Source organism: Bradyrhizobium sp. USDA 3397, from assembly GCF_054060965.1.
This window is the reverse complement of the sequence record NZ_JBSSDS010000001.1, coordinates 3,674,972-3,698,300: the sequence shown is the minus strand read 5'-3', so window position 1 is coordinate 3,698,300 and position 23,329 is coordinate 3,674,972. Positions and strand designations below refer to the sequence as shown.

15 protein-coding genes and 7 pseudogenes are annotated in these 23,329 nt (G+C 59.9%); 16 read left to right on the top strand and 6 right to left on the bottom strand.

From position 1 onward, the window contains the following. Nucleotides 1–730: 730 nt before the first annotated feature. Complete coding sequence (locus ACVWYQ_RS17085) at nt 731–1,819, top strand: IS110 family RNA-guided transposase (protein ID WP_456727172.1); 1,089 nt, start codon at nt 731–733, stop codon at nt 1,817–1,819. A gap of 727 nt (nt 1,820–2,546) precedes the next feature. Here the strand turns inward: ACVWYQ_RS17085 and ACVWYQ_RS17080 are convergent. Then, nucleotides 2,547–2,906, bottom strand: coding sequence for a hypothetical protein (locus ACVWYQ_RS17080; RefSeq protein ID WP_456726064.1), 360 nt, complete (start codon nt 2,904–2,906; stop codon nt 2,547–2,549). Here ACVWYQ_RS17080 and ACVWYQ_RS17075 point away from each other — a divergent pair. Continuing rightward, nucleotides 2,829–3,752 (top strand): annotated as a pseudogene (locus ACVWYQ_RS17075) (DUF3363 domain-containing protein); the annotation flags it as partial. The gene ACVWYQ_RS17080 and the pseudogene ACVWYQ_RS17075 sit on opposite strands and share 78 nt — an antisense overlap. A gap of 118 nt (nt 3,753–3,870) precedes the next feature. Beyond that, nucleotides 3,871–3,960 carry a hypothetical protein gene (locus tag ACVWYQ_RS17070; protein WP_456726063.1) on the top strand — a complete coding sequence of 30 codons (90 nt, stop codon included), beginning with the start codon at nt 3,871–3,873 and terminating at the stop codon, nt 3,958–3,960. Between the two features lie 23 nt (nt 3,961–3,983). On the opposite strand, the gene ACVWYQ_RS17065 is transcribed toward ACVWYQ_RS17070, so the two are convergent. Then, on the bottom strand, nt 3,984–5,084 hold the full coding sequence (locus ACVWYQ_RS17065; protein WP_456726062.1) for a saccharopine dehydrogenase C-terminal domain-containing protein: 1,101 nt from the start codon (nt 5,082–5,084) through the stop codon (nt 3,984–3,986). Nucleotides 5,085–5,219: 135 nt separating this feature from the next. Here ACVWYQ_RS17065 and ACVWYQ_RS17060 point away from each other — a divergent pair, with 135 nt between their 5' ends. Beyond that, nucleotides 5,220–5,651: an Lrp/AsnC family transcriptional regulator gene (locus ACVWYQ_RS17060; RefSeq protein ID WP_456726061.1), complete on the top strand. Its 432-nt coding sequence runs from the start codon at nt 5,220–5,222 to the stop codon at nt 5,649–5,651. 432 nt (nt 5,652–6,083) lie between these two features. Here ACVWYQ_RS17060 and ACVWYQ_RS17055 read toward each other — a convergent pair whose 3' ends face one another. Continuing rightward, nucleotides 6,084–6,986 (bottom strand): LysR family transcriptional regulator, encoded by a 903-nt coding sequence (locus tag ACVWYQ_RS17055; protein WP_456726060.1) that lies wholly within the window; start codon nt 6,984–6,986, stop codon nt 6,084–6,086. Nucleotides 6,987–7,101: 115 nt separating this feature from the next. Here ACVWYQ_RS17055 and hglS point away from each other — a divergent pair, with 115 nt between their 5' ends. The 8 genes and pseudogenes from hglS to ACVWYQ_RS17015 all read left to right on the top strand — a co-directional run. Beyond that, entirely contained in the window at nt 7,102–8,520 is a 1,419-nt protein-coding gene (gene hglS, locus ACVWYQ_RS17050) for a 2-oxoadipate dioxygenase/decarboxylase HglS (RefSeq protein WP_456726059.1), read from the top strand. A gap of 100 nt (nt 8,521–8,620) precedes the next feature. Beyond that, entirely contained in the window at nt 8,621–10,186 is a 1,566-nt protein-coding gene (gene amaB / locus ACVWYQ_RS17045) for an L-piperidine-6-carboxylate dehydrogenase (protein ID WP_456726058.1), read from the top strand. Between the two features lie 13 nt (nt 10,187–10,199). Next, the gene (locus ACVWYQ_RS17040) at nt 10,200–11,432 is read left to right on the top strand and encodes a pyridoxal phosphate-dependent aminotransferase (protein ID WP_456726057.1); all 1,233 of its coding nucleotides are present in this window, start codon (nt 10,200–10,202) and stop codon (nt 11,430–11,432) included. Nucleotides 11,433–11,832: 400 nt separating this feature from the next. Further along, nucleotides 11,833–12,658: pseudogene (locus ACVWYQ_RS17035) on the top strand (diaminopimelate decarboxylase family protein); the annotation flags it as partial. 9 nt (nt 12,659–12,667) lie between these two features. Continuing rightward, on the top strand, nt 12,668–13,144 hold the full coding sequence (locus ACVWYQ_RS17030; protein WP_456727171.1) for a diaminopimelate decarboxylase family protein: 477 nt from the start codon (nt 12,668–12,670) through the stop codon (nt 13,142–13,144). A 74-nt stretch (nt 13,145–13,218) separates the two neighbouring features. After that, nucleotides 13,219–13,656, top strand: a complete 438-nt coding sequence (gene tnpA / locus ACVWYQ_RS17025; protein ID WP_456725919.1) for an IS66-like element accessory protein TnpA — start codon at nt 13,219–13,221, stop codon at nt 13,654–13,656. Next, a complete protein-coding gene (tnpB, locus tag ACVWYQ_RS17020; RefSeq protein ID WP_063980520.1) occupies nt 13,653–14,009 on the top strand; it encodes an IS66 family insertion sequence element accessory protein TnpB in 357 nt (118 codons plus the stop codon). Before tnpA ends, tnpB begins: the two co-directional genes overlap by 4 nt. Nucleotides 14,010–14,131: 122 nt before the next feature. After that, nucleotides 14,132–14,683: pseudogene (locus tag ACVWYQ_RS17015) on the top strand (IS66 family transposase zinc-finger binding domain-containing protein); the annotation flags it as partial. Here the strand turns inward: ACVWYQ_RS17015 and ACVWYQ_RS17010 are convergent. Beyond that, nucleotides 14,683–14,943: pseudogene (locus ACVWYQ_RS17010) on the bottom strand (CoA transferase); the annotation flags it as partial. The pseudogenes ACVWYQ_RS17015 and ACVWYQ_RS17010 overlap by 1 nt on opposite strands. Between ACVWYQ_RS17010 and tnpC the strand changes: the two are divergent. Then, nucleotides 14,893–15,819: pseudogene (tnpC, locus tag ACVWYQ_RS17005) on the top strand (IS66 family transposase); the annotation flags it as partial. The pseudogenes ACVWYQ_RS17010 and tnpC sit on opposite strands and share 51 nt — an antisense overlap. 290 nt (nt 15,820–16,109) lie before the next feature. On the opposite strand, the gene ACVWYQ_RS17000 reads toward tnpC, so the two are convergent. Together ACVWYQ_RS17000 and ACVWYQ_RS16995 are read right to left on the bottom strand one after the other, a co-directional pair. Then, complete coding sequence (locus ACVWYQ_RS17000; protein ID WP_456726056.1) at nt 16,110–17,033, bottom strand: LysR substrate-binding domain-containing protein; 924 nt, start codon at nt 17,031–17,033, stop codon at nt 16,110–16,112. Nucleotides 17,034–17,171: 138 nt separating this feature from the next. Beyond that, nucleotides 17,172–17,893: pseudogene (locus ACVWYQ_RS16995) on the bottom strand (LuxR family transcriptional regulator). Nucleotides 17,894–18,170: 277 nt separating this feature from the next. On the opposite strand from ACVWYQ_RS16995, the pseudogene ACVWYQ_RS16990 reads away from it, so the two are divergent. The 3 genes and pseudogenes from ACVWYQ_RS16990 to ACVWYQ_RS16980 form a co-directional block, all read left to right on the top strand. Next, nucleotides 18,171–18,580 (top strand): annotated as a pseudogene (locus tag ACVWYQ_RS16990) (ornithine cyclodeaminase family protein); the annotation flags it as partial. Nucleotides 18,581–19,297: 717 nt separating this feature from the next. After that, on the top strand, nt 19,298–21,343 hold the full coding sequence (locus ACVWYQ_RS16985) for a hydantoinase/oxoprolinase family protein (RefSeq protein WP_456726055.1): 2,046 nt from the start codon (nt 19,298–19,300) through the stop codon (nt 21,341–21,343). A gap of 3 nt (nt 21,344–21,346) precedes the next feature. Continuing rightward, nucleotides 21,347–23,311 carry a hydantoinase B/oxoprolinase family protein gene (locus tag ACVWYQ_RS16980; protein WP_456726054.1) on the top strand — a complete coding sequence of 655 codons (1,965 nt, stop codon included), beginning with the start codon at nt 21,347–21,349 and terminating at the stop codon, nt 23,309–23,311. Nucleotides 23,312–23,329 lie beyond the last annotated feature (18 nt).

Below are 23,329 nucleotides of genomic sequence, written 5' to 3'. Positions count from 1 at the left end.
GGCCGCGGGCTGTCGCAGGTTCCTGCAGTCTGGAGCGCGGATGGCAGAGAGCATAGGCCAGGTCTTAAGCGTCCGGCGGCCGCACATCGGACAGCTGGTGATATCAGCCGCAAGCCTTTCTAATGTTAGCTGGCGGGCCATGACGGACATTTGGTTTGCATTCGAAACGCGGCAGAAGGATCATGACGCCAATACTTTCGGGTTTAGTCATGGGGCACTCGCTCACGCCGGTAAGGGTTCGCTAAAGGAGTGCGATTGTAACGTACTGGTGACATATGAGTGGCATATGGGCGATGCCTTCGGCCCGCGCTCTACTCGTCGCTTCGCTCCTCACCGAGCCACCCTTTCGGGTGTCTCGGCCCTTCGGGTGACGATCGCTATCGCAAGCGCTCGCTTCGCTCGCAAACGGCGGCGGCTTTGCAAATCGACTGGCCAGTCGCAGCGGCTATTTCGCAATGAAGCGGCCACCAGCCGACGTGTTCGGGAAGGCGCAATTGAAGGATCGACCGCAATGACCCGAACTGCATTTTGTCGCAAATCGCCGCAAGCACCGAGCGTCTATTTGCTTGGAAGTCGGACTTTGGGAACCAGTGACCGACGAGACTGCGAGGAGGGTAGCGGGACGGCCGCCCGTAATCGGCCTGCTCCGGGCGTTGCGGCGGCAGATCAAGTGGCTTGCGCGATGAAGAAGCCGCAAACTGCGCCGCCTCAGCAACGCGGGAGGCGTGTGATGGAATTCTTCTGTGGTTTGGATGTCGGCATGGACGAGACGGCAATCTGCGTGGTGGATGACAAGGGCCAGGTGGCGCTGGAGGTTGCGGTGGTGACCGATCCGGACGCGATCAAGGCGGCGTTGACGCCGTATCTCGGCCGGCTACGGCGGCTCGGCCACGAGGCGGGCTCGCTGTCGCCCTGGCTGCATCCGGAACTGCTCAAGCTCGGCCTGCCGGCAGTCTGTCTGGAAACCTTGCACGTGCGTGCAGCGCTGAAGGCGCAGCGCAACAAGACCGACAAGGCGGACGCGCTCGGCATTGCCCACATCATGCGCACCGGCTGGTTCAGACGGGCACATATCAAGAGCGAAGCCTGCTACCGGCTGCGGCTGTTATTGACACACCGGCGCAATTTGAAGCGCAAGTTTCTGGATCTTGAGAATGCCATCCGGCATTCGCTCAAGGTGTTTGGCATCCGCCTGAACCGGGTCGGGCGGGGCGGCTTTGCGCAAGTGGTGCGCGAGGCGGTGGCGCACGATGCGCTGGTCAGTGAGCTGATTGACGCCATGCTGAACGCGCGGGCGGCGCTGTGGAAGGAGTATTGCCGGCTGCACGATTTGGTGGTGCGGCTGGTTGCCGGGCACGAGCTGTGCCGGCGCTTCATGCAGATTCCAGGCGTCGGTCCGATCGCGGCGTTGAGCTTCATGACGGCGGTCGACGATCCCTCGCGCTTCAAGCGTTCGCGCGACGTGGCGGCGTATTTTGGCCTGACCTCGCGACGCTGGCAGTCCGGCTCCTCGATCGACGTCAAGGGCCGGATCAGCAAGGCCGGTGACGGCGACGTGCGGCGCGCGCTGTACGAGGCGGCGAGTGCCTTGCTGACGCGCTACAAGAAAAAGGACAAAGTCAAGACCTGGGGTCTGGCCCTGGCCAAGCGCGCCTCGCACCGCAAGGCGACGGTGGCGGTGGCGCGCAAGCTGGCCGTGATCATGCATGCGATGTGGACCACCGGCACGTTCTATTGCGGCGATCCGGACACATCTGCGGCGCAGACGCGCGCCGAAACCGCCGCCAAGCAGCGCAAATTGCTCGGAGTTTACGCATGAGCTGCGTGATCTCTCGAGCTGGGACCGAGGCGGCGATGGCCGCGACCTGAACATGGAGCTCCGCGGTGAGCGGATGAGGACTGGTGCAGCACAAAGACGACGGAACGCACGTTATCTTGCCTGCGACGATGCATCTTCGGATGCCGACCGATCGCGCCGGATTGCCTGTGATGTGGCTCCGTCACACCGATGGAAAGATGCGCCGCGACGGCGTCCGCGCTGCCTTGCTGAAGCGACCTTGTGCCGTCGCTGAGCGCGGAAGACTGCACGGCGCATCAGGACTCATGACCATCGCGGCGCATCGTGTCATGGCGTGGATCAGAGCGGCTTGTCGTAAGCGAGAAAGGAAGCGAGAATGGCTAAGATCAGAGAGACGACACGACCGATTAAGACGGCAGGATAAAAGGCGCAAGGTGCGCGCGGTCGGTCGGGCAGGGAGAGCCTTCAAAATCAGTGATCTTGCAAACATTGCGGACCATCCCGCGCAACTTGCGATTTGGAGCAACCCATCATCGTTGCTCAACTTTCGACACCCTGTGAGCTTGCGATGTCAAAAAAAGACGATTTTCGCATCCGGCCCGGCCGCATCCGCTCGACGCGCGCACCGCGAGCCAAATCGTTCCTGGCGCAGGCGCTCAAGGCTGCACAGAAAGCCGGCGGCCTCTCACGCGGCAGCCAGAGGCGGGGGCGTACCTTCGGACGCGGCCGCGCGGCGAGCCTTGCCGCCTCAAAGCTCCTGAACAACAGCACCCGCGGTGCCATGGTCAAGGCGCGGGTGGTGCGCCGCATGCGTTCGCCGGGCGCGCTGCGTGCCCATATCGGTTACCTTCAGCGCGATGGGGTGACCCGGGATGGGCAGCCCGGCAGACTGTTTGACGCCTCCAGCGATGAGGCCGCTGGCCGCGCCTTTGCCGAGCGTTGTGAAGACGACCGGCATCATTTCCGGTTCATCGTCTCGCCCGATGATGCCGGCGAGCTCGGGAGCTTGCGGAGCTTTACCCGCGAGCTCATGGATCAGGCCTCGCGTGGTCTCGGCACCAGGCTCGACTGGGTGGCGGTCGATCATTGGAATACCGAGCACCCGCATATCCACATCCTTGTGAGGGGCCGTGACGAGGACGGAGAGGACCTCGTCATCAGCCGCGATTATATCTCCACCGGCCTGCGTGCCCGCGCTGCCGATCTCGTCACCCGTGAGCTCGGCCCGCGGTCAGAGCTTGAAATCCGCCAGCGTCTCGAGGCAGAGGTGACTGTCGAACGCTGGACGCGGCTCGACCGGGTGCTGGCCCGGCAAGCCGGGGCGGCGGACGGGGTCGTTGACCTGAGACCGGACGGGCAAGCCGTGCGAGACCCGTTGCGGGAAATGCGGATCGGAAGGATGCGTAAACTCGAGCAGCTCGGCTTGGCTGACCCAGCCGGTCCGGCGCGCTGGGTGCTGCCGGCAGATGCAGAGCAGCGCCTGCGAGAGCTTGGCGAGCGTGGCGACATTATCAAGCGGCTGCACAAGAGCCTTACCAGGGATGGCGCCACGCGCGGACCTTCGTCCTGGGCACTCGAAGGTGAACGCCACGGCGAACCCGTGATCGGTCGCCTCATCGCTCGCGGGCTCGATAATGAACTCCGGGGCTCCGCCTTCGCGGTCGTCGACGGCATCGATGGCCGCGTGCATCATCTGAAGCTGCCGGACCTCGATGCGGCTGGCGATGGAGCCATCGGCGGCATCGTGGAGATGCGGCGCTTCGAGGATGCAAGGGGCCGGCAGCGGATCGCGCTGGCCGTCCGCTCGGACTTCAATCTTGACCAGCAAGTGGCGGCGGAAGGGGCGACCTGGCTCGACCGGCGCCTGGTCGCTCGTGAACCCGTCGATATCTCGCGGGCCGGCTTTGGTGCGGAGGTCCGCGCGGCGCTCGATCGGCGGATCGACGTGCTGGCGGAGCAGGGGCTTGCCCGCCGCGACGGCGACAAGGTCACCCTTGGCCGCAAGCTGATTCGGTACCCTGCGCAATCGCGAGCTCGACACTGTCGGTCGTCGGCTTGCCGAGCAGACGGGCTTGGCGCATTTGCCGGCCGAGCCGGGCGAGGCCGTTGCCGGGACTTATCGCCAACGGCCGTCACTGGCCTCGGGCCGCTTCGCCAGCTGAGAGGAACCCCATTTGCAAGCTATCTATCCGACCAGCCTCATTCGAATCGCGTCGGGATTGTAGACTTGACCGAACCGGTTCTGCAGGAAGTCCGTCAATGCGATCTGCTCCTGTCGTACAAAGCCTTTGGTTGGAAGCCGCCCCTGCGCCAGAAGATCGAAGACAGCAGCAATGCCCGCCGCCGTCGTGATTTGAATGGCGCTCATTTTTCGTCCAGCAACAGTTCCAGCGTAGACCTTGTTCGCGTATGTTTCTTGCAAATAACGTCCATCGCGCCAGCCACAAACGGTAACGAACACGACAACAATATCCTGCATTGTTGCAGGAATGGCATTTTCGAACAGATCCTTCAGAACATCACGCCGGTTTCTCAGATTGAGGTCGTTGAGCAGCGCCTTGATAATTCCCTGATGACCCGGATAACGAATGGTGCGGTAGTTCATGTTGCGCACCTTGCCCTCCAGCGTCTTGGCAAGCGTGCCGAGGCCGCCGGAAGTGTTGAACGCTTCATAGGTCACACCATCTAGAGAAAACTCCTCTCGCTCCTCCAGGGCTGGCACATTCACGAGTTTACCCTCCAGGATGGCTTCGCACGGTTCGATATATTCGTTTATCAGCCCGTCGGTGCTCCAGGTCAGATTGTAGTTGAGTGCGTTTGAAGGATATTGCGGCAGCGCACCCACGCGCATACGCACGCTGTCGAGGCTGTCGAAACGCGATGCCAAATCGTTAGCCACGATGGAAACGAAGCCGGGCGCCAGACCACATTGAGGGATGAACGCCGTGTTACCATTTTGCGCCAGTGCCTCCACTTTCTTGGTCGTTGCAACATCCTCGGTCAGATCGAGATAGTGCACGTTTGCCTCTCGCGCAGCCTCGGCGATCTTCCCTGTTAGATGAAACGGAGCGGCCGAGAGCACCGCGAATTTGCCGTTGAGGGCGGCCACTACACTCCTATGATCAGTGATGTCTAGTGTTGCGGTCGAGACCGCCGGATGGCGATCGATCTTGGCAAGCTGCTCGGCGCTGCGGTCAGCAATGTCGACCTTGTAGTCGCCGGTGTCGCCAAGCATAGAGGCGATCGCGCCGCCAATTTTGCCTGCGCCAATGACTAGGACCTGCATCTCTAATTCCCCCTTTGTGTTTAGATTTTTATGAGTTTAGGTGGGGAGTAGTCGAATTATAGCGACACACTGTGCATTTCGGCGTATATTTTTGGTCAGATTGACCACCCAAAGCGACAATCTGCGAAAACACCTGTGCTTCCCACCGCTAAAGACAGAGAACTGCTCGCGCTTTTGAGTGAGAATGCCAGGATGCCGGTAGTGGCGCTGGCGAAGAAACTGTCTTTGTCGCGCACCACCGTTCAGGCCCGGCTCGAGCGGCTGGAGAGAGAAGGGGTGATCGCCGGCTACAGTGTCCGGCTGTCAGAGGAATATTCTTCAAGTTTAATCCGGGCACACATCCTGATCACGATTGCGCCAAAGGCGGAGACGCAGGTCAGGTCTTCGCTTGAAAAGGTGCGCGAAGTCACCGCTCTTCATTCGGTGAGCGGTTCTTTCGACTTGATCGCAATGATGGCAGCGCCCTCCATGCCCGAACTAGATCAACTGGTAGGCAGAATCAGAACCATCGAAGGGGTAGAGCGGACGCTGTCCTCGATTATTCTGTCCACGCATTTCTTGCGTTGAGTCCCTTACGTCTAAACTGACGACCTTAACGCGTGTCAGGGCTAACATGTTGGCTCTGAGAGAGCGCGTTGCGATTTGGCGTACCCGATTTCTCACAAAGCTGTTGAAAGAGCGGATTGATCCAATATACGCCCACTCGAAAACGACTTCCCTCGCCCCGAATGTCAGATTGCAGCACATTCGAGATTTTTCGCGCTTGGCAGCGAGCGAGTTACGCAACAGAACCCACCTGCCCTAGCACATGCTGCCTTTGACGTTTTCAAGCTTCTGCGAGAATGCGCTGAATTCTGTATAGTTGCAACGCTCGTTCAATACTGGTCCTTGTCCGTTCCTTGACGAGTGCTCGCTTCTGGCCGAGTCGCCCCCAATAATTTCAAGAGGGTGCTCCCAACGAGCCGCTATGGCGCGTGCCCGGCGCGCTTATTCTGTTATTCATCGGTCGGTGGCGTTTTCCGCCAGAAGCCAATCGCGAAATACTATGAGAGGTGGGTGGGTTGATCGCTCGGACGGCCACACCAGATAGTATCGCTCGGCGCTTTCCACGGGCAGGTTGAGAGCGCGAACAAGCTTGCCGCTTGCCAGTTCGTCCTGGATCAGAAAGGTCGGCAGCAGGGCAACACCGACACCGACCATTGCTGCCTGGGCAACGGTGGCAAACTGATCGAAGTACATCGTCTGTCCGGGCCCACCAGCTACGGACTGCGCCGAGAACCACAGATCCCACGCATTTTGCCGTGTCGAGATGCTGAGCAGCGGTACCTTCTTGAGATCAGCCGCCGTGCGAAACCTGTATTGGTTCTTCAACTCGGAGCTGCAGGCGGGGACGACTTCTTCTGAGCGCAGCAGCGCCATCTCAACGCCGGGCCAGTCCCGCGGCCCGAAATGAATGGCCGCGTCGAGAGACTCGCTCCGAAAATCGAAATAGGTGAGCCGAGTCGCAAGATTGATGGTGATGCCTGGATTGTGCGAGAGAAACTTGGGAAGTCGCGGCGCCAACCAACGCGTGCCGAAAGTTGGCAGTATCGCGAGATTGAGTGTTCCGCCCTTAGGATTAGCGCGAAGATTGAAGGAAGCGGAGCTGATCTTGCGCAGCGCCTCACGAATTTCCCTCGCATAAGCCTCGCCCGCGGCCGTCAAGCGAATGGTCTGCCGCTCGCGGGCAAAGAGTTCAACCTGGAGCTGGTCCTCGAGAAGCTTGATCTGTCGGCTGACCGCGCTCTGCGTCAAGCTGAGCTCCCTGGCCGCCAGAGTGATGCTGCCCGTCCGTGACGCGGCCTCAAAAGCAGCCAGCAGCGCGGTCGACGGTAGGAAACGGCGGGGCGTATGCATGTTCATTCCAGTTTAGAATGACATCTTAAGGAAAGATCGTTTGATCGCCTAGAAAACACAAGGATAATCTTTGCGAGATATACCAGCCCAGTATGCGCGGATGTGAGCAACGGAGCTAATAATGGCCACACGGCACGCGCATTCGGATGACATTCGTGACCTGTTCTCGCGTGCAATGTCCGACATGTATCGCGCTGAGGTTCCGCAATATGGGGCGCTCCTGGAGCTTGTTGCGGACGTCAATGCCGAGACCTTGAGCGCCGATCCTGAGGTGCGTGCGAGCCTCGAACAGAGCTGCGAGATCCAACGGCTGGGAATCGAACGTCACGGCGCGATCCGGCTCGGCACCGCTCAGGAGCTGTTCAACATTCGTCGCGTATTCTCCGTCTTAGGTATGCAACCCGTTGGCTATTACGATCTCTCGATCGCCGGTGTCCCCGTTCATTCCACGGCCTTTCGCCCGACGACCCGGGCTGCACTTAACCGTAATCCGTTTCGTGTTTTCACGTCGCTACTCCGGCTCGACTTGATCGAAGATCTTGCACTGCGCGCTGAGGCCGAAAGAATACTTTCTGCTCGTCAGATCTTCACGGCTCGTACTCTCGAGCTTGTGGATGTGTTTGAAACAGAAGGTGGATTGACGCAGCCGGAAGCGGAAGAGTTTGTTCGCGAGGCATTGCGGACTTTTCGCTGGCACAGTGATGCAACGGTGGATGTTGACACCTATCGAAAGCTGCACGATGCGCACCGGCTGATCGCGGACATCGTCAGCTTCAAAGGCCCACACATCAATCATCTTACGCCGCGAACTCTGGATATCGACGCCGTGCAGGCCGGAATGCCGCGACGCGGGATTGCGCCCAAAGCGGTTATCGAAGGACCGCCGCGTCGCAAGTGCCCGATCCTGCTCAGACAGACCAGTTTCAAGGCGTTGGAAGAGCCCGTCATGTTCAAATGCGGTGCGGGCGAACACGCTACTGGGACGCACACTGCACGCTTCGGTGAGATCGAGCAACGCGGCGCCGCCCTGACGGCCGAGGGACGCAGGCTCTATGATGAACTTCTAGCATCGGTCCGTTGCGATGTTCAGATCAGCGCCGCAGGTTCGAATGCGCCGGCCTATGCTGCCGAACTGTCCAAGTGCTTCGCATCATTTCCGGACGACTGGGCCGAATTGCGTTCGCGAAGACTTGCGTTCTTCCGCTATTCAGCTACTCCGGCCGGGCTCGCATCAAGCCGCTGCGACGCTCGTTCCGCGACCGTCGACGAATTAATCGCGGATGGTCTCTTGCAATTTGATCCCATCGTGTATGAGGATTTCCTGCCGGTCAGTGCAGCCGGTATATTCCAGTCGAACCTCGGCACAGACGAGCAGAAGAACTACGCGGCACAATCCAACCGGGCTCAGTTCGAAGCGGCGCTTGGCGCCTTGGTCCATGATGAGCTGGAACTCTATGCCCAGGCGGAGAGAACGTCGTTGGAGCGCGCTCTGAAACAGCTTGGATCTGCTGAGATCGTCTCTGCCTATGCGGGAACATGATCGCGAGCGCGATACGTCAGGCAGATTGATGGGCCGGACATCTTGGTGCCACTTCACCTATGAACATCTGAAATCAAGGCTCGACCCTAGGAAAGACACCATGTCTGCTTCAACCAAAATACAAGCGAAAACCTTCAATTCGGATCTCGCTCGTGACGTCGGCGAGCTGCTCGCCGAGCTCGGCGTGGACCGAACTCACTATATGGATGGCGCGCTCAAGGTGCATACGCCGATCACCGGCGAAATCATCGGGGACGTCCAGGAAACGAGCGCGAGCGAGGCTGTCGCGGTAATCGAAGCGGCACACACCGCGTTCCGCGTCTGGAGACTGGTGCCCGCGCCGAAGCGTGGTGAACTAGTACGGCTGCTTGGTGAAGAGTTACGGGTCCACAAGGAGGCTCTGGGTCAGCTGGTCTCGATCGAGGTTGGCAAGATCATCTCCGAAGGTCTTGGCGAAGTCCAAGAGATGATAGACATCTGCGATTTCGCCGTTGGGCTGTCCCGGCAGCTTTATGGCCTGACGATCGCGACCGAGCGTACCGAGCATCGGATGATGGAGAGCTGGCATCCGCTCGGCGTCGCCGGAATCATCTCGGCCTTCAATTTCCCAGTCGCTGTCTGGGCCTGGAACGCAGCGCTTGCACTCGTCTGCGGCAACAGCATCGTCTGGAAGCCGTCGGAGAAGACACCATTGACGGCGCTGGCGACGCAAGTGCTGCTAGACCGCGCCATCAAGCGCTTCAAGCAGGAGGGCGGTACCGCGCCAGATGGTCTCTCGGCAGTGTTGTTTGGCGGCCGCGAGATCGGCGAACTGCTCGTCGATCACGCCAGCGTCGCATTGGTCTCGGCCACCGGCTCGACGGCGATGGGCCGCGCGGTCGGACCGCGGCTCGCCAAGCGCTTTGCGCGCGCCATCCTCGAACTCGGCGGCAACAATGCAGCTATCGTCGCGCCGACCGCCGATCTCGATTTGACGCTCCGGGGCGTCGCCTTTGCTTCCATGGGCACCGCCGGCCAGCGCTGCACGACGCTGCGCCGCCTGTTCGTGCATGAGAGCGTGTATGACTCCTTCGTGCCGCCCCTAAAGCGGGCCTTTGCATCAGTCACGATCGGCAACCCGCTTCAGACTGAGACGCTGGTTGGTCCGCTGATCGAGGCGGCTGCCTATCGCCGTATGCAAAGCGCGCTTGAAGCCGCGAAAGCCGCAAGCGGCATCGTTCATGGCGGCGAGCGTGTTGCGATTGAGGGGGCGCCTGACGCCTACTACGTGCGGCCGGCGCTGGTCGAAATGCCCGCGCAGACAGGTCCGGTCGAGCACGAGACATTCGCGCCGATTCTCTACGTGATGAAGTACAGTGACTTCGATGCCGTGCTCGATCTGCACAACGCTGTTGTGCAGGGCCTGTCATCCTCGATCTTCACCAATGACCTGCGCGAGGCCGAAGCCTTCCTGTCGGTGCGCGGCTCCGATTGCGGCATTGCGAACGTCAACATTGGTCCGTCCGGCGCCGAGATCGGCGGCGCCTTCGGCGGCGAAAAGGAAACCGGCGGCGGCCGGGAATCTGGATCGGATGCGTGGAAGGCTTACATGCGCCGTGCGACCAACACAATCAATCACGGCCGGACGTTGCCGCTTGCGCAAGGCGTCAAGTTCGATGTGGTGTGAGAGAGGATTAGGCGTGAACGCTACTGTTCAAGTAGCCGCATCCCTGCTGCGGCCAGCGAGCCGTCTGGCGGCGATCGGCGTTTCGGATATCCTGAAGATCACGGGCCTTGCCGCAGACATGAAGCGGCAGGGCAGGGACGTCATTGCGCTCGGAACGGGCGAACCCGATTTCGATACGCCCGACTACGTCAAGGACGTGGCGAGGCGGGCGATGGACGCCGGCGCGACCAAATATACCGCCCTCGATGGCACGCCCGAACTCAAAGCTGCAATTCGCGCGAAGTTCAAGCGCGACAATGGCCTCGAATTTGCTCAGGACGAGATCACGGTCTCGGCCGGAGCCAAGCAGATCCTGTTTAACGCGATGATGGGGACGCTCGAGCCGGGCGATGAGGTCATCGTCCCGACGCCTTACTGGGTGACCTATGCCGACATCGTCCTGATTATGGGCGGCAAACCCGTGCTTGTGCCGTGTCAGGAAGCCAACGGTTTTCGGCTGACAGCAGAGGATCTCGCACGGGAAATCACGCCGCGCACGCGCTGGGTGATATTGAACTCGCCGTCCAACCCTTCCGGCGCTGCCTATTCGGAGGCTGCTTATCGGCCCATCCTCGACGTGTTGATGGCGCATCCGCATGTCTGGCTCATGGTGGACGACATCTACGAGCACATTGTCTACGACAATTTCCGCTTCGTGACACCCGCCGCGATCGAGCCCTCGCTTCGTGCACGCATCCTCACGGTCAATGGCGTTTCCAAAGCCTATTCGATGACCGGCTGGCGGATTGGCTACGCGGGTGGACCGGCCGCGCTCATTCGCGCCATGGCAGTCGTACAGAGCCAGTCAACGTCCTGCCCATCGTCGATCAGCCAGGCTGCCGCTGTTGCCGCACTCAATGGTCCCGCAGATGTCGTGAGAGAGCGTTGCCGATCGTTCCAGGCGCGGCGCGACTTCGTTGTGGCCGCTTTGAATAGAATTGAAGGTATCGGCTGCCGGATGCCCGAAGGCGCGTTCTATACTTTTGCCAGTTGCGCGGCCTTGATTGGTAGAGTTGCGCCGGATGGTCAGCGGATCGACAGCGATACGGCGTTTACACAATATCTCCTCCACAGCGTCGGCGTCGCCGTCGTCCCCGGTTCCGCGTTCGGGCTGGCGCCGTATTTCCGGCTTTCCTATGCCACCACACTTGCGGAGCTAGAGGACGCGTGCGAGCGGATCGCGCTTGCGGTGAACCAATTGACGTAACTCGGAAGTAGCACTGTTTGAGGGGGCAGCCTAGCCGAAGGAAGCTCAATCGGGCTACGTCGATTACTTGGGGACTCTTTCGTTACCTCAAATCCTCTCCCGGGGGCTCAAACTCGCTGGTCGCCCCTCCTATGTTTCAGCTCCCTGGTTGCGTGCCGCAACAAGTTCGAGCGTCGCGATTTCGCATCGTCTGGTTCGTCAACATGCATTCCCGCATGAGCGCCCCTTGGTCACCGGCGCAAGCGGGCTCGATCGCAGAATTTCTGCTGACGGATGGCGCGCGTGCGGCAGCCCCGTGGGCGCTCAAGTCAGAACTGCAAACTGTGCGGAGCACTAACGCGGTTGGAAGCCACTTTCCTTCCCGGTCACAAGTCAGAAATACCTCAGTCATGGAAGCCAAATGGCAAACAAACCGACGAATGCACACCAAAACAGATCGACAGTGTTGAACCACGATAGCTTCAGGTATCGGAATGGTCGCTTGTATGTTGAAGACCTGTCAGTGGATGATATTGCCGCCGATATCCCTACGCCTTTTTATTGTTACAGCGCCTCCACAATGCGGAACGCCTATAGGCTTCTTGCGGAAAAGCTCCGACCGTTGGGCGCTTCCATTTGCTTTTCTGTAAAAGCGAACAGCAATATTTCTGTTCTTAAACTTCTCTCTGAATTGGGGTGCGGGATGGACATAGTCTCCGGGGGGAACTAGAGCGAACGCTCGCAGCTTCGGTGGACCCAAAAAGGGTTGTCTTTTCCGGCGTTGGGAAAACGCGCGCCGAAATAGCGCGTGCGATTGAAGTAGGAATTCACCAGTTCAATGTGGAATCCCCTGCTGAACTTGACGCAATTCGCGAAGTGGCACGAGCTCTCAATCGCCGGGCACCCGTTGTTTTTAGGGTAAATCCGGATGTGGATGCACAGACCCACGCGAAAATCAGCACAGGCAGAAAGGGGGACAATTCGGTATCAGCCTTGAGGATATTTTGAACGTTTATGCGAAGGCTGCTACGTTTCCCGAACTCGATGTTGCTGGCTTAGCCGTGCATATCGGCTCGCAGCTTATCAACCTGTCTCCTTATCGCGCTGCATACCGTCATCTCGCTTCTCTTGTAAAAGAGCTTCGGTCCCACGATCTGTCGGTACGCAGGTTAGATTTCGGCGGCGGCTTGGGAATACACTACAACTTCGGCGCTGGCCCCGATGTTGGTGAGTACGCGGCCATCGTAAACGAGACTGTGACCGAGCTGAGCTGCGAGTTGACAGTTGAGCCGGGACGTTGGCTTGTTGGTCCCGCTGGACTTCTGGTCACTGAAGTCCTTAACCTCAAAGAATCCGGCGGCACATCAATAGCTATCGTCGACGCCGCGATGAACGACCTTATGCGACCAGCCCTATATGAAGCGATCCATCCGGTCCTGCCATTGCAGGACAACAGGGGCGGGCGCGCGCACACCTACCAGATTGTCGGTCCAGTCTGTGAGTCTTCGGACATCTTTGGAACTTACAACACTCTACCCTCCCTTAAATCGGGTGCCAGGGTCGCGTTTGCGTGTGCGGGTGCATATGGTGCATCAATGGCCTCCACCTATAACTCTCGTGACTTGATTGCCGAGATAATCGTCGATCGAGACCGCTTCCGCGTCATCCGTCGGCGCCAAACTATTCAAGACCTACTCGAACTAGAGAAGCCAGCCTCTTGGCGTACTGCGTAAGCGTCGTTCCGTTCCCACCTTCTCGCGGCACATGGGATAGGGGAGGTTCACGATCTCTTTGAAGGGATCGGCTCATGTCTATGCTTGACCATACGCTTAAGTCGGACGTGACGGCGCGCCGGCTGGAAGTGATCACGGAGACGGGACGCCGTCGTTGGTTCTCCAAGGACGACAAGGCCCGGATTGTCGAGGAGACGCTGGTACCAGGCGCGGTCGTTTCCGAGATTGCCCGGCGACACGGGCTGACCCCACAACAAGTGTTCACCTGGCGCCGGCAAGCACGCCAGTTGCCGACGCCGATGGCTGACGATCCGCCGTTCGTACCGGCGGTGGTAGACGCCGTGGTACCGGCCGTGGCGGTTGGCCATGAGCGCAAGCCAGCGCGATGCAAGGCCAAGCCGGATGTCGGGGGCATCGAGATCGAAGCCGAAGGCGTCACTATCCGGGTTGGCCGAGGCGCGGACGTGGCGATGATTGCGGCCATCGTCCATGCGCTGAAGGCAAGCCGGTGATCGGCCCGTCCGGCACTGTCCGGGTGATGGTGGCAACCAAGCCGGTCGACTTCCGCAAGGGAATGGAGGGGCTTGCCATGTTGGTACGCGAGCACATGAAGGCCGATCCGTTCTCGGGTGCTGTTTATGTGTTCCGTGCCAAGCGGGCGGACCGGATCAAGCTGATCTTCTGGGATGGTACGGGTTTGTGCCTGTTCGCCAAGCGGCTCGAGGAAGGCGTCTTCCGCTGGCCGAAGATCGAGGATGGCGTGATGCGTTTGTCGGCGGCGGAATTGTCGGCGCTGCTCGAAGGGCTTGATTGGCGGCGTGTGCACGCGGCACGGGAGACGGTCGTCCCGACGCAAGCCGGATAATTGTGGGCCGCGCTGCGGCGAAGTGAATCAGGGGCATCGAGCACGTCGTCAGGCGGGCGCGAATATGCTCTGATTTGCCTGTGAGCGATAACCTTCCTGATGATCCCGAGACGCTGAAGGCGATGCTGCTTGCCGAGCGGCACGAGAGCGAGCGGCTGCGCCAGATCATCAAGGAATTGCAGCGTCATCGCTTTGGCCGGAAGGCGGAGTCGCTTCCCGAGGAACAGATGCTGCTGGGCCTCGAGGACGTCGAGCAGGTCGGGGCCTCTGCCGAGGCCGGTCAGGACGAGACCGCCCCGGAAGGCCGGGCGGAACGGGCGCGCAAGCGCCGCGTCAACCGCGGGGCACTGCCGGCGCATCTGCCGCGGATCGAGGTCGTCGTCGACATCGACGCCAAGACCTGCCCCTGCTGCCAGGGCGAACTACATCGGATCGGCGAAGACAAGAGCGAGCGGCTGGACATGGTGCCGGCACAGTTCCGCGTTGTCGTCACCCGACGTCCCAAATACGCCTGCCGAGCCTGCGAAGATGGCGTCCTGCAGGCCGAGGCTCCGGCCCGCTTGATCGAGGGCGGACTGCCGACGGAGGCAACCGTCGCCCAGGTTCTGGTGTCCAAATATGCCGATCATCTGCCGCTCTACCGGCAGGCCCAGATCTATGCCCGCCAGGGCATCGTCTCCAGCATCTTGAGCAGCACGATTCGGCCGCCCTCGGAGGCGAGGTCGAGGCCGATCGAGCGCTTGTTGCGGTTGATGCCGACGAAATAGGCCGCATCCTCCTCATGGAACGGAGGGCCCCATTCGCGCACCTCGTCGCCCGCGGGCGGCTCGACCTTGATCACGTCGGCGCCGTGGTCGGCGAGGATCTGGGTGCAGTAGGGACCGCTCTCGATCGATCGACGCTGGCGGACTGGGTTGGGCATGCCGCCTTCCATCTGCGCCCCCTGCATGAGCGCCTTCTCACGGTGCTTCGCGCGAGGTCCAAGCTGTTCGCCGACGAGACGACGGTGCCGGTGCTCGATCCCGGTCGAGGGCGCACCAAGACCGGCCAGCTCTGGGCCTATGCCGCCGACGACAGGCCCTGGGGCGGCCTCGATCCGCCCGGCATCGCCTATGTCTATGCACCCGACCGCAAAGCCGAGCGGCTGTTCAGCCATCTTGCCGGCTTCAAGGGCGTCCTGCAGGTCGATGGCTACATCGCCTACCCAAAGCTTGCCGACCGCGGTGAGGTCGAGCTCGCCTTCTGCTGGGTGCACATGCGGCGCAACTTCTACGAACTCGCGACAGCCGGCCCCGCGCCGATCGCAAGCGAGGCGCTGAAGCACATTGCTGCATTCTATGCGATCGAGAAGGAGATCCGCGGCCGCAGCGCCGAGGAACGTCGCCTCGTGCGGCAGCAGAAGAGCCGGCCGCTGGCCGATGCCTTCGAGGCCTGGCTGCGCGCCAAGCTGGCTCTCATCAGCCAGAAGATCAAGCTCGCCGAAGCCATCCGCTACGCCCTCTCGCGCTGGCAAGGCTTAACGCGCTTCATCGAAGACGGCCGCATCGAACTCGACAACAATACCGTCGAACGATCAATCCGTGGTATCAAGCTCAGTCGCAAGAACGCGCTGTTTGCCGGATCCGACGGTGGTGCCGAACACTGGGCTGTCGTCGCGTCCTTGGTCGAGACTTGCAAGCTCAACGACGTCGATCCGCTCGCCTATCTCACCGACGTCCTGACCAGGATCGTCAAAGGTCATCTCAACCGCGACATCGACCAGCTACTGCCATGGGCCTACCGCGCTCAAGCTCTCAAGGCCGTGGCCTGAGAACGACGCTTACCGTACTGCGCTGTCCAGCGCTGATGCATAAATTGCTTGATAGTTCGGAAAAAAGATGCAGTCAGAGCTCGGCAATGCGACCCATCGTGGCGAAGCGAGACTTCGCACGGACTATCGCCGATCACCAAGCCCGATCATACAAGAATGGAGGCCTAGGCCCACTTCAATGCTGCCGTGTGAAGACAATCGGGTCAGCGGAAAACTAATAGAGACCGCCAGATGACGACGCCGTTCCATCCAAGCAGATTCAACTCTGCCCCAGACAGGAATCCCGTGGTTCATATAGGGTGGGACATCAAATACTTTTGCACACTCTTGCACTCATCCAGCAGTAGTTGGGTCACGCGTGCCGCGAGGCTGCTCTCCGGACGGCCCAAGGGTCGGCAGATACCGACTACGAATGGAATCGAGGTTGACAACCTGCGCACCGCGATGCCACGACCATGCCACTGCAGGGCAGTAATTGGATTGACGAGCCCCACTCCCACTCCTTGCTCTACCAGAGCGCAAACGGATCCGGCCGTGTTGGTCTCCACGCGGATGTTGTTCGACAATCCGACCTCTGCAAAAACATCATCGAAACGGCGGCGGTATCGATCGCCTTGGGGATAGGTGACTAGACATTCGTTACGTAGATCTATCGGGTGGATAACATCCAACCGTGCCAGCGGGCTGACAGAGCGAAGGATACATACTTCGTCGCCGATCTTAAATTGCCGCATGTGAACGCCATCAACAGCGACGCCCACCTCCACAACACCAAGCTCGTAGCGAAGCGACAGCAACTCCCGCATCAATTCGGCATTGTCTAACGAATGATACGTGACGCGTGCCCTCGTGCCGTCGTTCATCAAGCTGCTGCATACGCGTGGCATTAGAGTTTCAGAGAAGAGCGGCAGACAGGCAATCTGGATGTGCGAGGAAGTACTGTCGAGAATGGCCTGGGCGACTTGCGAGAGGTGGTCGATACTCGCGTAGGAACGCGTCACCTCTGCATAAAACTGTACTGCCTGCTCGGTCGCGAAGATACGGCGCGACCGCCGTTCAAACAGCTTAAAGCCGAGCTTTCGTTCCAAACTTGCCAATTCCCGACTCACGGTCGGCTGCGAGGTCTGCAGCTGCTCAGCCGCGCAAGTCAAGCTGCCGGCGGCCATAATCGCCTGAAAAAGTTCAACATTCCGATGGTTGAGCTTCACACCCATGAGCGATCTATATCAAGGATGAATGCATCCGCCAATATTTGATATTTGTGCATGATCTTCCGTTGTCGCATGCTTGACACATGAACCTTCGCGATTGTCGAGGGGCGCATATCGGTCACCCTACTGGCGTGACCTGAACTATCTTCGTGAGTTTGCCTCAGCGAGGCGCGCAACGGCTTGGCAGATCGTGCGAACGCCAAGCTTCGCCCGGACGTTATCCAGATGAAATGCGGCGGTCCGCCGCGGAATTCCGAGAATGATCCCAATGTCAGAAATGGATTTGCCACGAGATGACCACTCGAGACACTCGAACTCACGAGGAGACAGCAACACCCCACTGATCATGTGATCGGTCACCCAGAAGCGCTTTGCTTGTACATGGAAAAATGTTGCGATGAGTCGCAGGCTCTGAACGTGCTCGAGCATAAAGTGTTCGAAACGAGCTCGAGGCTCGTCGGTCGCAAAGCTCAGCGCGGCGATCCCCCCGTTGTCATCGTGTATTGGGAATGTAAACCCATAACGGATTCCAAATGTCGCGGCTTCTTCGAACAACGCCCGTTCAGAATCCAGGCGAGCGCGTGGTTCGAAATCGATCCCCCATAAGAACGGCTTGGCCTATCGGATCGCCCGGCGGACCACAGGATCGACAGATTGGTACCTGCGCCGCAAATAGAGGGCGGTCCAGGAGCACGGATATTCGAAATTAGGTTAGGGGGAGAACCTGGCCTAGGCGGCAGAGCGAGGTATGCGAAACAAGACAATCTCAGCGCAGCGGTGATGTCGGCCATGCTCTGCTGAGCGGCCTCGGTGTGTGTGCTTTCGATTAGCCGTTCAGCAAACCGTTGAAAAACTCGATCCATCGTTGATGAACCCGCGCAGGCGCTACTCGCATTATTGGATGAAACATCTTTGAGAATGGGGCAAAGCAAGGAAGAAGTCGATCCATCCGATGCGGCCCAAATAACCACTGATCGAATCGCCATCAAGGTCGATAACGCGGGTCGCCGCTTTTCTCTGTCAGTCTCTTTGAGTCGCCTTGACCAAATCGGCTCGGTTGGCCGTCACTTTGAAATTCTGCAAGTGGGCGCGAAAGATCGCCGAATTACTGCGGTATTTGGCTTTCGGGTGCTGGTGCATGGCTTTCCTATCAATGCCGTTGCAGATCCCAAACGTCACAGCCACACCCGCTCACCGGCGATCCTGTATGCTTCTTGGCTCGAGCCCGGCCAGCATGTCATAGTGATGGGTTCGGACGCCGAACACAAGAACGAGATCGACCCGTCCGCGATCTTGCGCGCCGATCTTTATGTGCCGGATAGCCTTAAACAGACGCGTAGGCTTGGTGAAATTCACCATGCGATCCAGGCCGGTCTTATTTCAAGCGACGCACAATTTCCGGAATTGGGCAAAATCGTTGCTGGTGTTAAGGTTGGCCGAAAAATAAGTCAGACATCACGATTGCCGACCTAACCGGAACCGGTGTTCAGGACACGGCCATCGCCACATTGGCGTTTCGGCGCGCTGAAGGGCTTAATGGCGGCAATTCGAAAGTTGACGTCAACTCTAATGACTCATTTGATCAGCAAACGTGGAGTGCAGACCGAGAAGGCGGTCCGCAGCACGTTAGTCGCCAAGGAACCCGGTCTGCGCGACTCGGCGTAGTACCTTTGCCCGAGCTCGGATATGAGCGTCCGCTTCGTCGACGACCATCGCGACAGGTATCCGGTGCAGCTGATGTGTGCAGTGCTCGAGGTCTCGCCGGCCGGCCATAACGCTTGGCGCGAGCGCCGCGCAACCCCATGTAGGCCGAACTCGTCTCTTCCGCGTTGCCGCTTCCAAATGCTCACCTTACCGAGCACTCAACCATCAGCCGACCGCGATCGATGTCGCAACCCGCATTCGAGATTGCGTCGCTCCAAGATTATGCGCGCACGAATTCTGCGCTCCAACCGCTTCGCACGCAGGAATAAAGCGGCTTTGCATTATCCATGGCCGCAATACGACCGAGCACCGAAGATAGACTTCGAGCGCACGTCGACGCAGATAGGCCTACAAGCAAGTTACGTTCGTAGTATGACACATTTCAAGGGGGCATTATCTTGAAGTGGGCGCATTCCGCTTCGCTACGTGCTTCAATTCGCAATGCTGCGGTGCAGGTAGCCCATGCGCCACTAAGTCCAGTGAAGCGTCCTGCTTCAATGATTGGCTGCTACGACGCTAATCGGAAATCAATGTAAGTGCGCTAACGAGCACAGGAAAATTGCATGCTGAGAATTGGAGTGGATATCGGTGGCACCTTCACCGACTTCGCCATCTGGAAAGATGAAGGCGATGGGTATCGCCAAATCGACGCAGAGAAGATCCCGACCTCCCGTCCGCGTTTTGCGGAATCGGTAATCGAAGGAATTAGCCGCATAACCCGGCGGCACGAGCTCGGCTCGACGGATCCGCTGCTGGTGGTGCATGGCACGACGGTCGGAACTAACGCGGTCATCGAGCTTTCGGAGAGGCCCGTCGCGCTCATCACAACCCGGGGCTACCGCGACATACTGGGCATCGCACGACTTCGCCTTAACAAGCCTGTCGACCTGTTCAACCGCCGGGCGGCGCCACTCGTGTCTCGCTCTCGGGTATTCGAGGTGGATGAGCGCCTGCGAGCTGATGGCAGTGTGAAAACCCAGATCGAAGACTCCTCGGTCGTGACCGCGTTGACGAAGGCGCGCGACGCTGGTGTGAGGGCGGTCGGCGTCTGCTTGTTGCATGGCTACCGGAATCCAGTGCACGAGGCCCGGATTCTCCAGATCGCGCGTGAGCAGTTCCAGGATTTGGACGTTATGGCATCGCACGAAATCTGGCCGCAGCAGTCGGAATACGAGCGCTCGATGCTCACGCTGCTGAACATGTACGTCAAGCGCGTGATGGCTGACTACATCGGCGAGATCGATGGCTTCTTGCGAGAGACGATGCCCAATGCGCGACTACTCGTGACAAAGTCGAACGGCGGTGTCATGGCGGCGGAAGAAGCTTGTCGACTGCCGGTCCACACCCTCTTGTCGGGCCCTGCTGCCGGCGTCACGGCGGCGCGCATCCTTGCCGAGTGGACCCAGAACCCCAGTGTCATGACGATGGACATGGGCGGCACGTCAACCGACGTTGCATTGGTGCGAGTTGGGCGTCCCACGCTGACCGCGCAAGCGGAAGTCGGCGACTTTCCGTTGTTGCTGCCGGTCACCGCGATCGAGGCCATGGGTGCCGGCGGCGGATCGATCGCGTGGCTGGATGGAAAAGTGCCGAAGGTCGGTCCGCGCAGCGCTGGCTCCAAGCCTGGGCCGGCCTGCTACGGCATTGGCGGGACCGAGCCGACTTTGACTGATGCTTACCTGCTCTGCAACTATCTTTCGCCGCGCGGACTGCTGGGGGGAAAGCTCCCGCTATCGCGTGACATGGCCGAGCAGGCGATGCTCACTATAGCGAGCGGAAGCGATGCCGTCACAGCTGCAGAAAGCATTGTCGCGATCGCTACCAGCAATATGCTCGCCAAGGTGTTGCCATTCTTGGCACGCGCGGGCGCGGGGCCTGCGGATCTCACGCTGATGATCTTTGGTGGCGCCGGCGGTATTCATGGCCCTCTGCTGGCTGAGGAGCTTGGCATCAAGCGCATCATCGTGCCGCGGTTATCATCCGTTTTCTGTGCCTTCGGAGGACTCGCCGCTGACCTTGTGCACGACGGGGTACGTAGTGTTACCGGGCCCCACTCCAGTGAGGACACGCTGATACGCATCTTTGACGAGCTTACCCAGTCCGGTAGAGAATGGGTTCAAAGGCAGACAGCCGGCAGAACGCTCGAAGGCATCGACGAACTCTATCTCGCGGAGATGCGCTACTCGGCGCAGTCCTTCACCATTCCGGTTAATTTGACGGAGGCCGTTCGCAAAGGCACCGGCCTGAATGGCTTCTACGAAGCTTTTCACGAGGAGCACAAAGCGCTGTTCGGCTTCTCTAATCCCGGTACGCCGGTTGCGTTCAATGAGCTCATGGTACGCACCTCCGGTCATCAAGCCAAGCCCAACGCCCGCGGCTCGACGCGGCAGCAGACGGACAAGGTTGCCCCGGCCTCATGTCGCGATCTGCGATTGCGGGGGCGCTGGTGGCCGGCTTGTGCGGTATTCGACCGAACGAAACTAGCTGCAGGTTGGTCAGCTATCGGCCCTGCAGTCATCGAGCACGAACTGTCGACCGTGCTCGTGCCGCCAGACTTCCGCGCTGCGATCGGCGCTCTGGGCGATATTGTGATGACGAAGGAGAGCTGATCAATGGATCTCGCACGCGTCGAAATCATGAAGAACCGCTTCGCCGCGATGGTGGAGGAAGCAGTCACGCTGGCATATCGCACGGCGCACACGACGCTCGTCAAGCAGACGCAGGATTTCGCGGTGTGCCTGGCACTTCCTAACGGGGAGCGGTTCGCTTCACCGATGTCCGCTGGCGCTGGCGGTAGCGGTGGTGGCACGATCGCAGGGATGACGCGTCACTTTGATGACTACGCGCCAGGCGACGTTGTGGTGACCAACGACCCTTTCAACACGGACGGGCTCGTGACGCACCAAATGGACATCAATCTCGCGCAGCCGATTTTTTACAAGGACGAACTCGTCGCTTTCAGCTGGGCCTTCGTCCATGCAACCGATATCGGCGGTGCAGTTCCCGGCAGCGTCGCGCCGGACTTGAACGAATGTTTTCAGGAGGGATTCCGCATCCGGCCTACGTGGCTCATCCGCAAGGGAGTGATGAACCAGGACATCGTCAACATCATGAAGGACAATTCCCGCATGGGAGATGCGCTGTGGGGCGACCTGGAAGCGATGATGGCCGCGATGCGGCTGATGGAGCAGCGCGTTATCGAACTATGCGACAAAGTCGGTACAGACGCCTTCCGCCAGGGAATCAACGACGTCATGGACTATTCCGAAGCGAAGGCGCGCTCAGTAATCGCCAGCCTACGTGACGGCGTCTATGAATTTTCGGATTACCTCGACGGGCAAGGAACTGATGACGCCGTACACATCCACTGCAAGTTGTCCATCGATGGGGACCAAGCGCACGTGGATTTCGTAGGCAGCAGTCCGCAGGTGAATGCGGCACTCAATTTTCCACATGCCACGCCGGTCGGGTTGGGCTGTTCGGCTCTGACCAACTACATCATGACCAAGGAGCCTTCGATTCCGCGCAATAACGGCATTTGCAGGCCAATCAGAGCGTCTGCGCCTTCTGGGACAGTCATGAACGCCGAATTTCCGGCCGCGATGGGCAACCGCTGGATGACCGTGATGCGCTGTTACGACGCTCTCATGGGTTGCCTGAACCAAGCCATTCCCGAAGGCCTTGCAGCATGCGGAGCGGGTCAGGCGGGAATCATTGCTGCCTCCTGGCTGGATCCGCGCACGGGTCGTAGCAAGGTGGCCGTTGTTGAGCCGTTCTGCGGCGGCTCTGGCGGCCGCATGTGTACGGACGGCGTAGACGGGATCGACACGATGCTTGGTTTCCTAAAGAGCACCCCGGTGGAGCATGTAGAAGCCGAAACCCCTTTTCTGGTACGACACCATGCGCTGGTGCCGGGCAGCTTCGGCCATGGGCAGTATCGGGGCGGCACGTCCATCAGTATCGAGCTCGAATGCGCGAGCTCTCAGGCAGCCGTCACCGTGCGCGGCCTGGAGCGCTTCAAATTTCAGCCCTGGGGTGCTCGCGGCGGCTCGCCAGGTCGCAATGGCGAGACATGGTTTATCAAAGCTGGAGGCGACGAGAAGGTATCGCTAGGCCGCTTCGGACTGCTTCCGATGTCATCGGGTGATGTGCTGCGGATGGTGTCTCCGTCCGGCGGCGGCTTTGGTGACCCGCTAGCGCGCCTGCCGGAGATGGTGGCTCACGACGTTCGAGAACAACTTCTCAGTGAGAGCGACGCTCTCCAATCCTACGGCGTTGTCATCCGGGACGGGGAGGTTGACGCCGCCGCAACGGCGCGTGCGCGCGCTGAGATGAAGACGAATCTCGCCAACGTTAGGCATGGCAAGCTGCGTCTGGATTACGAGGCGCGTTGGCCAACAGAGACGAACATCGCCTTCTCGGATGCCATCCTCCAAGCGCCCCCGGGTCTACGCACTGCGATCCAGCATGAGGTACGAGCCGCGGCTTCGAAGTCGCTCGGCAAGGTCGATCCGGTCATGGTGCGCGAGATGGTCGCGGCCTCGGTTCACCGCATGCAGGTGCCCAATGAAGGCTGAGCGATTTGACAGGGTTGG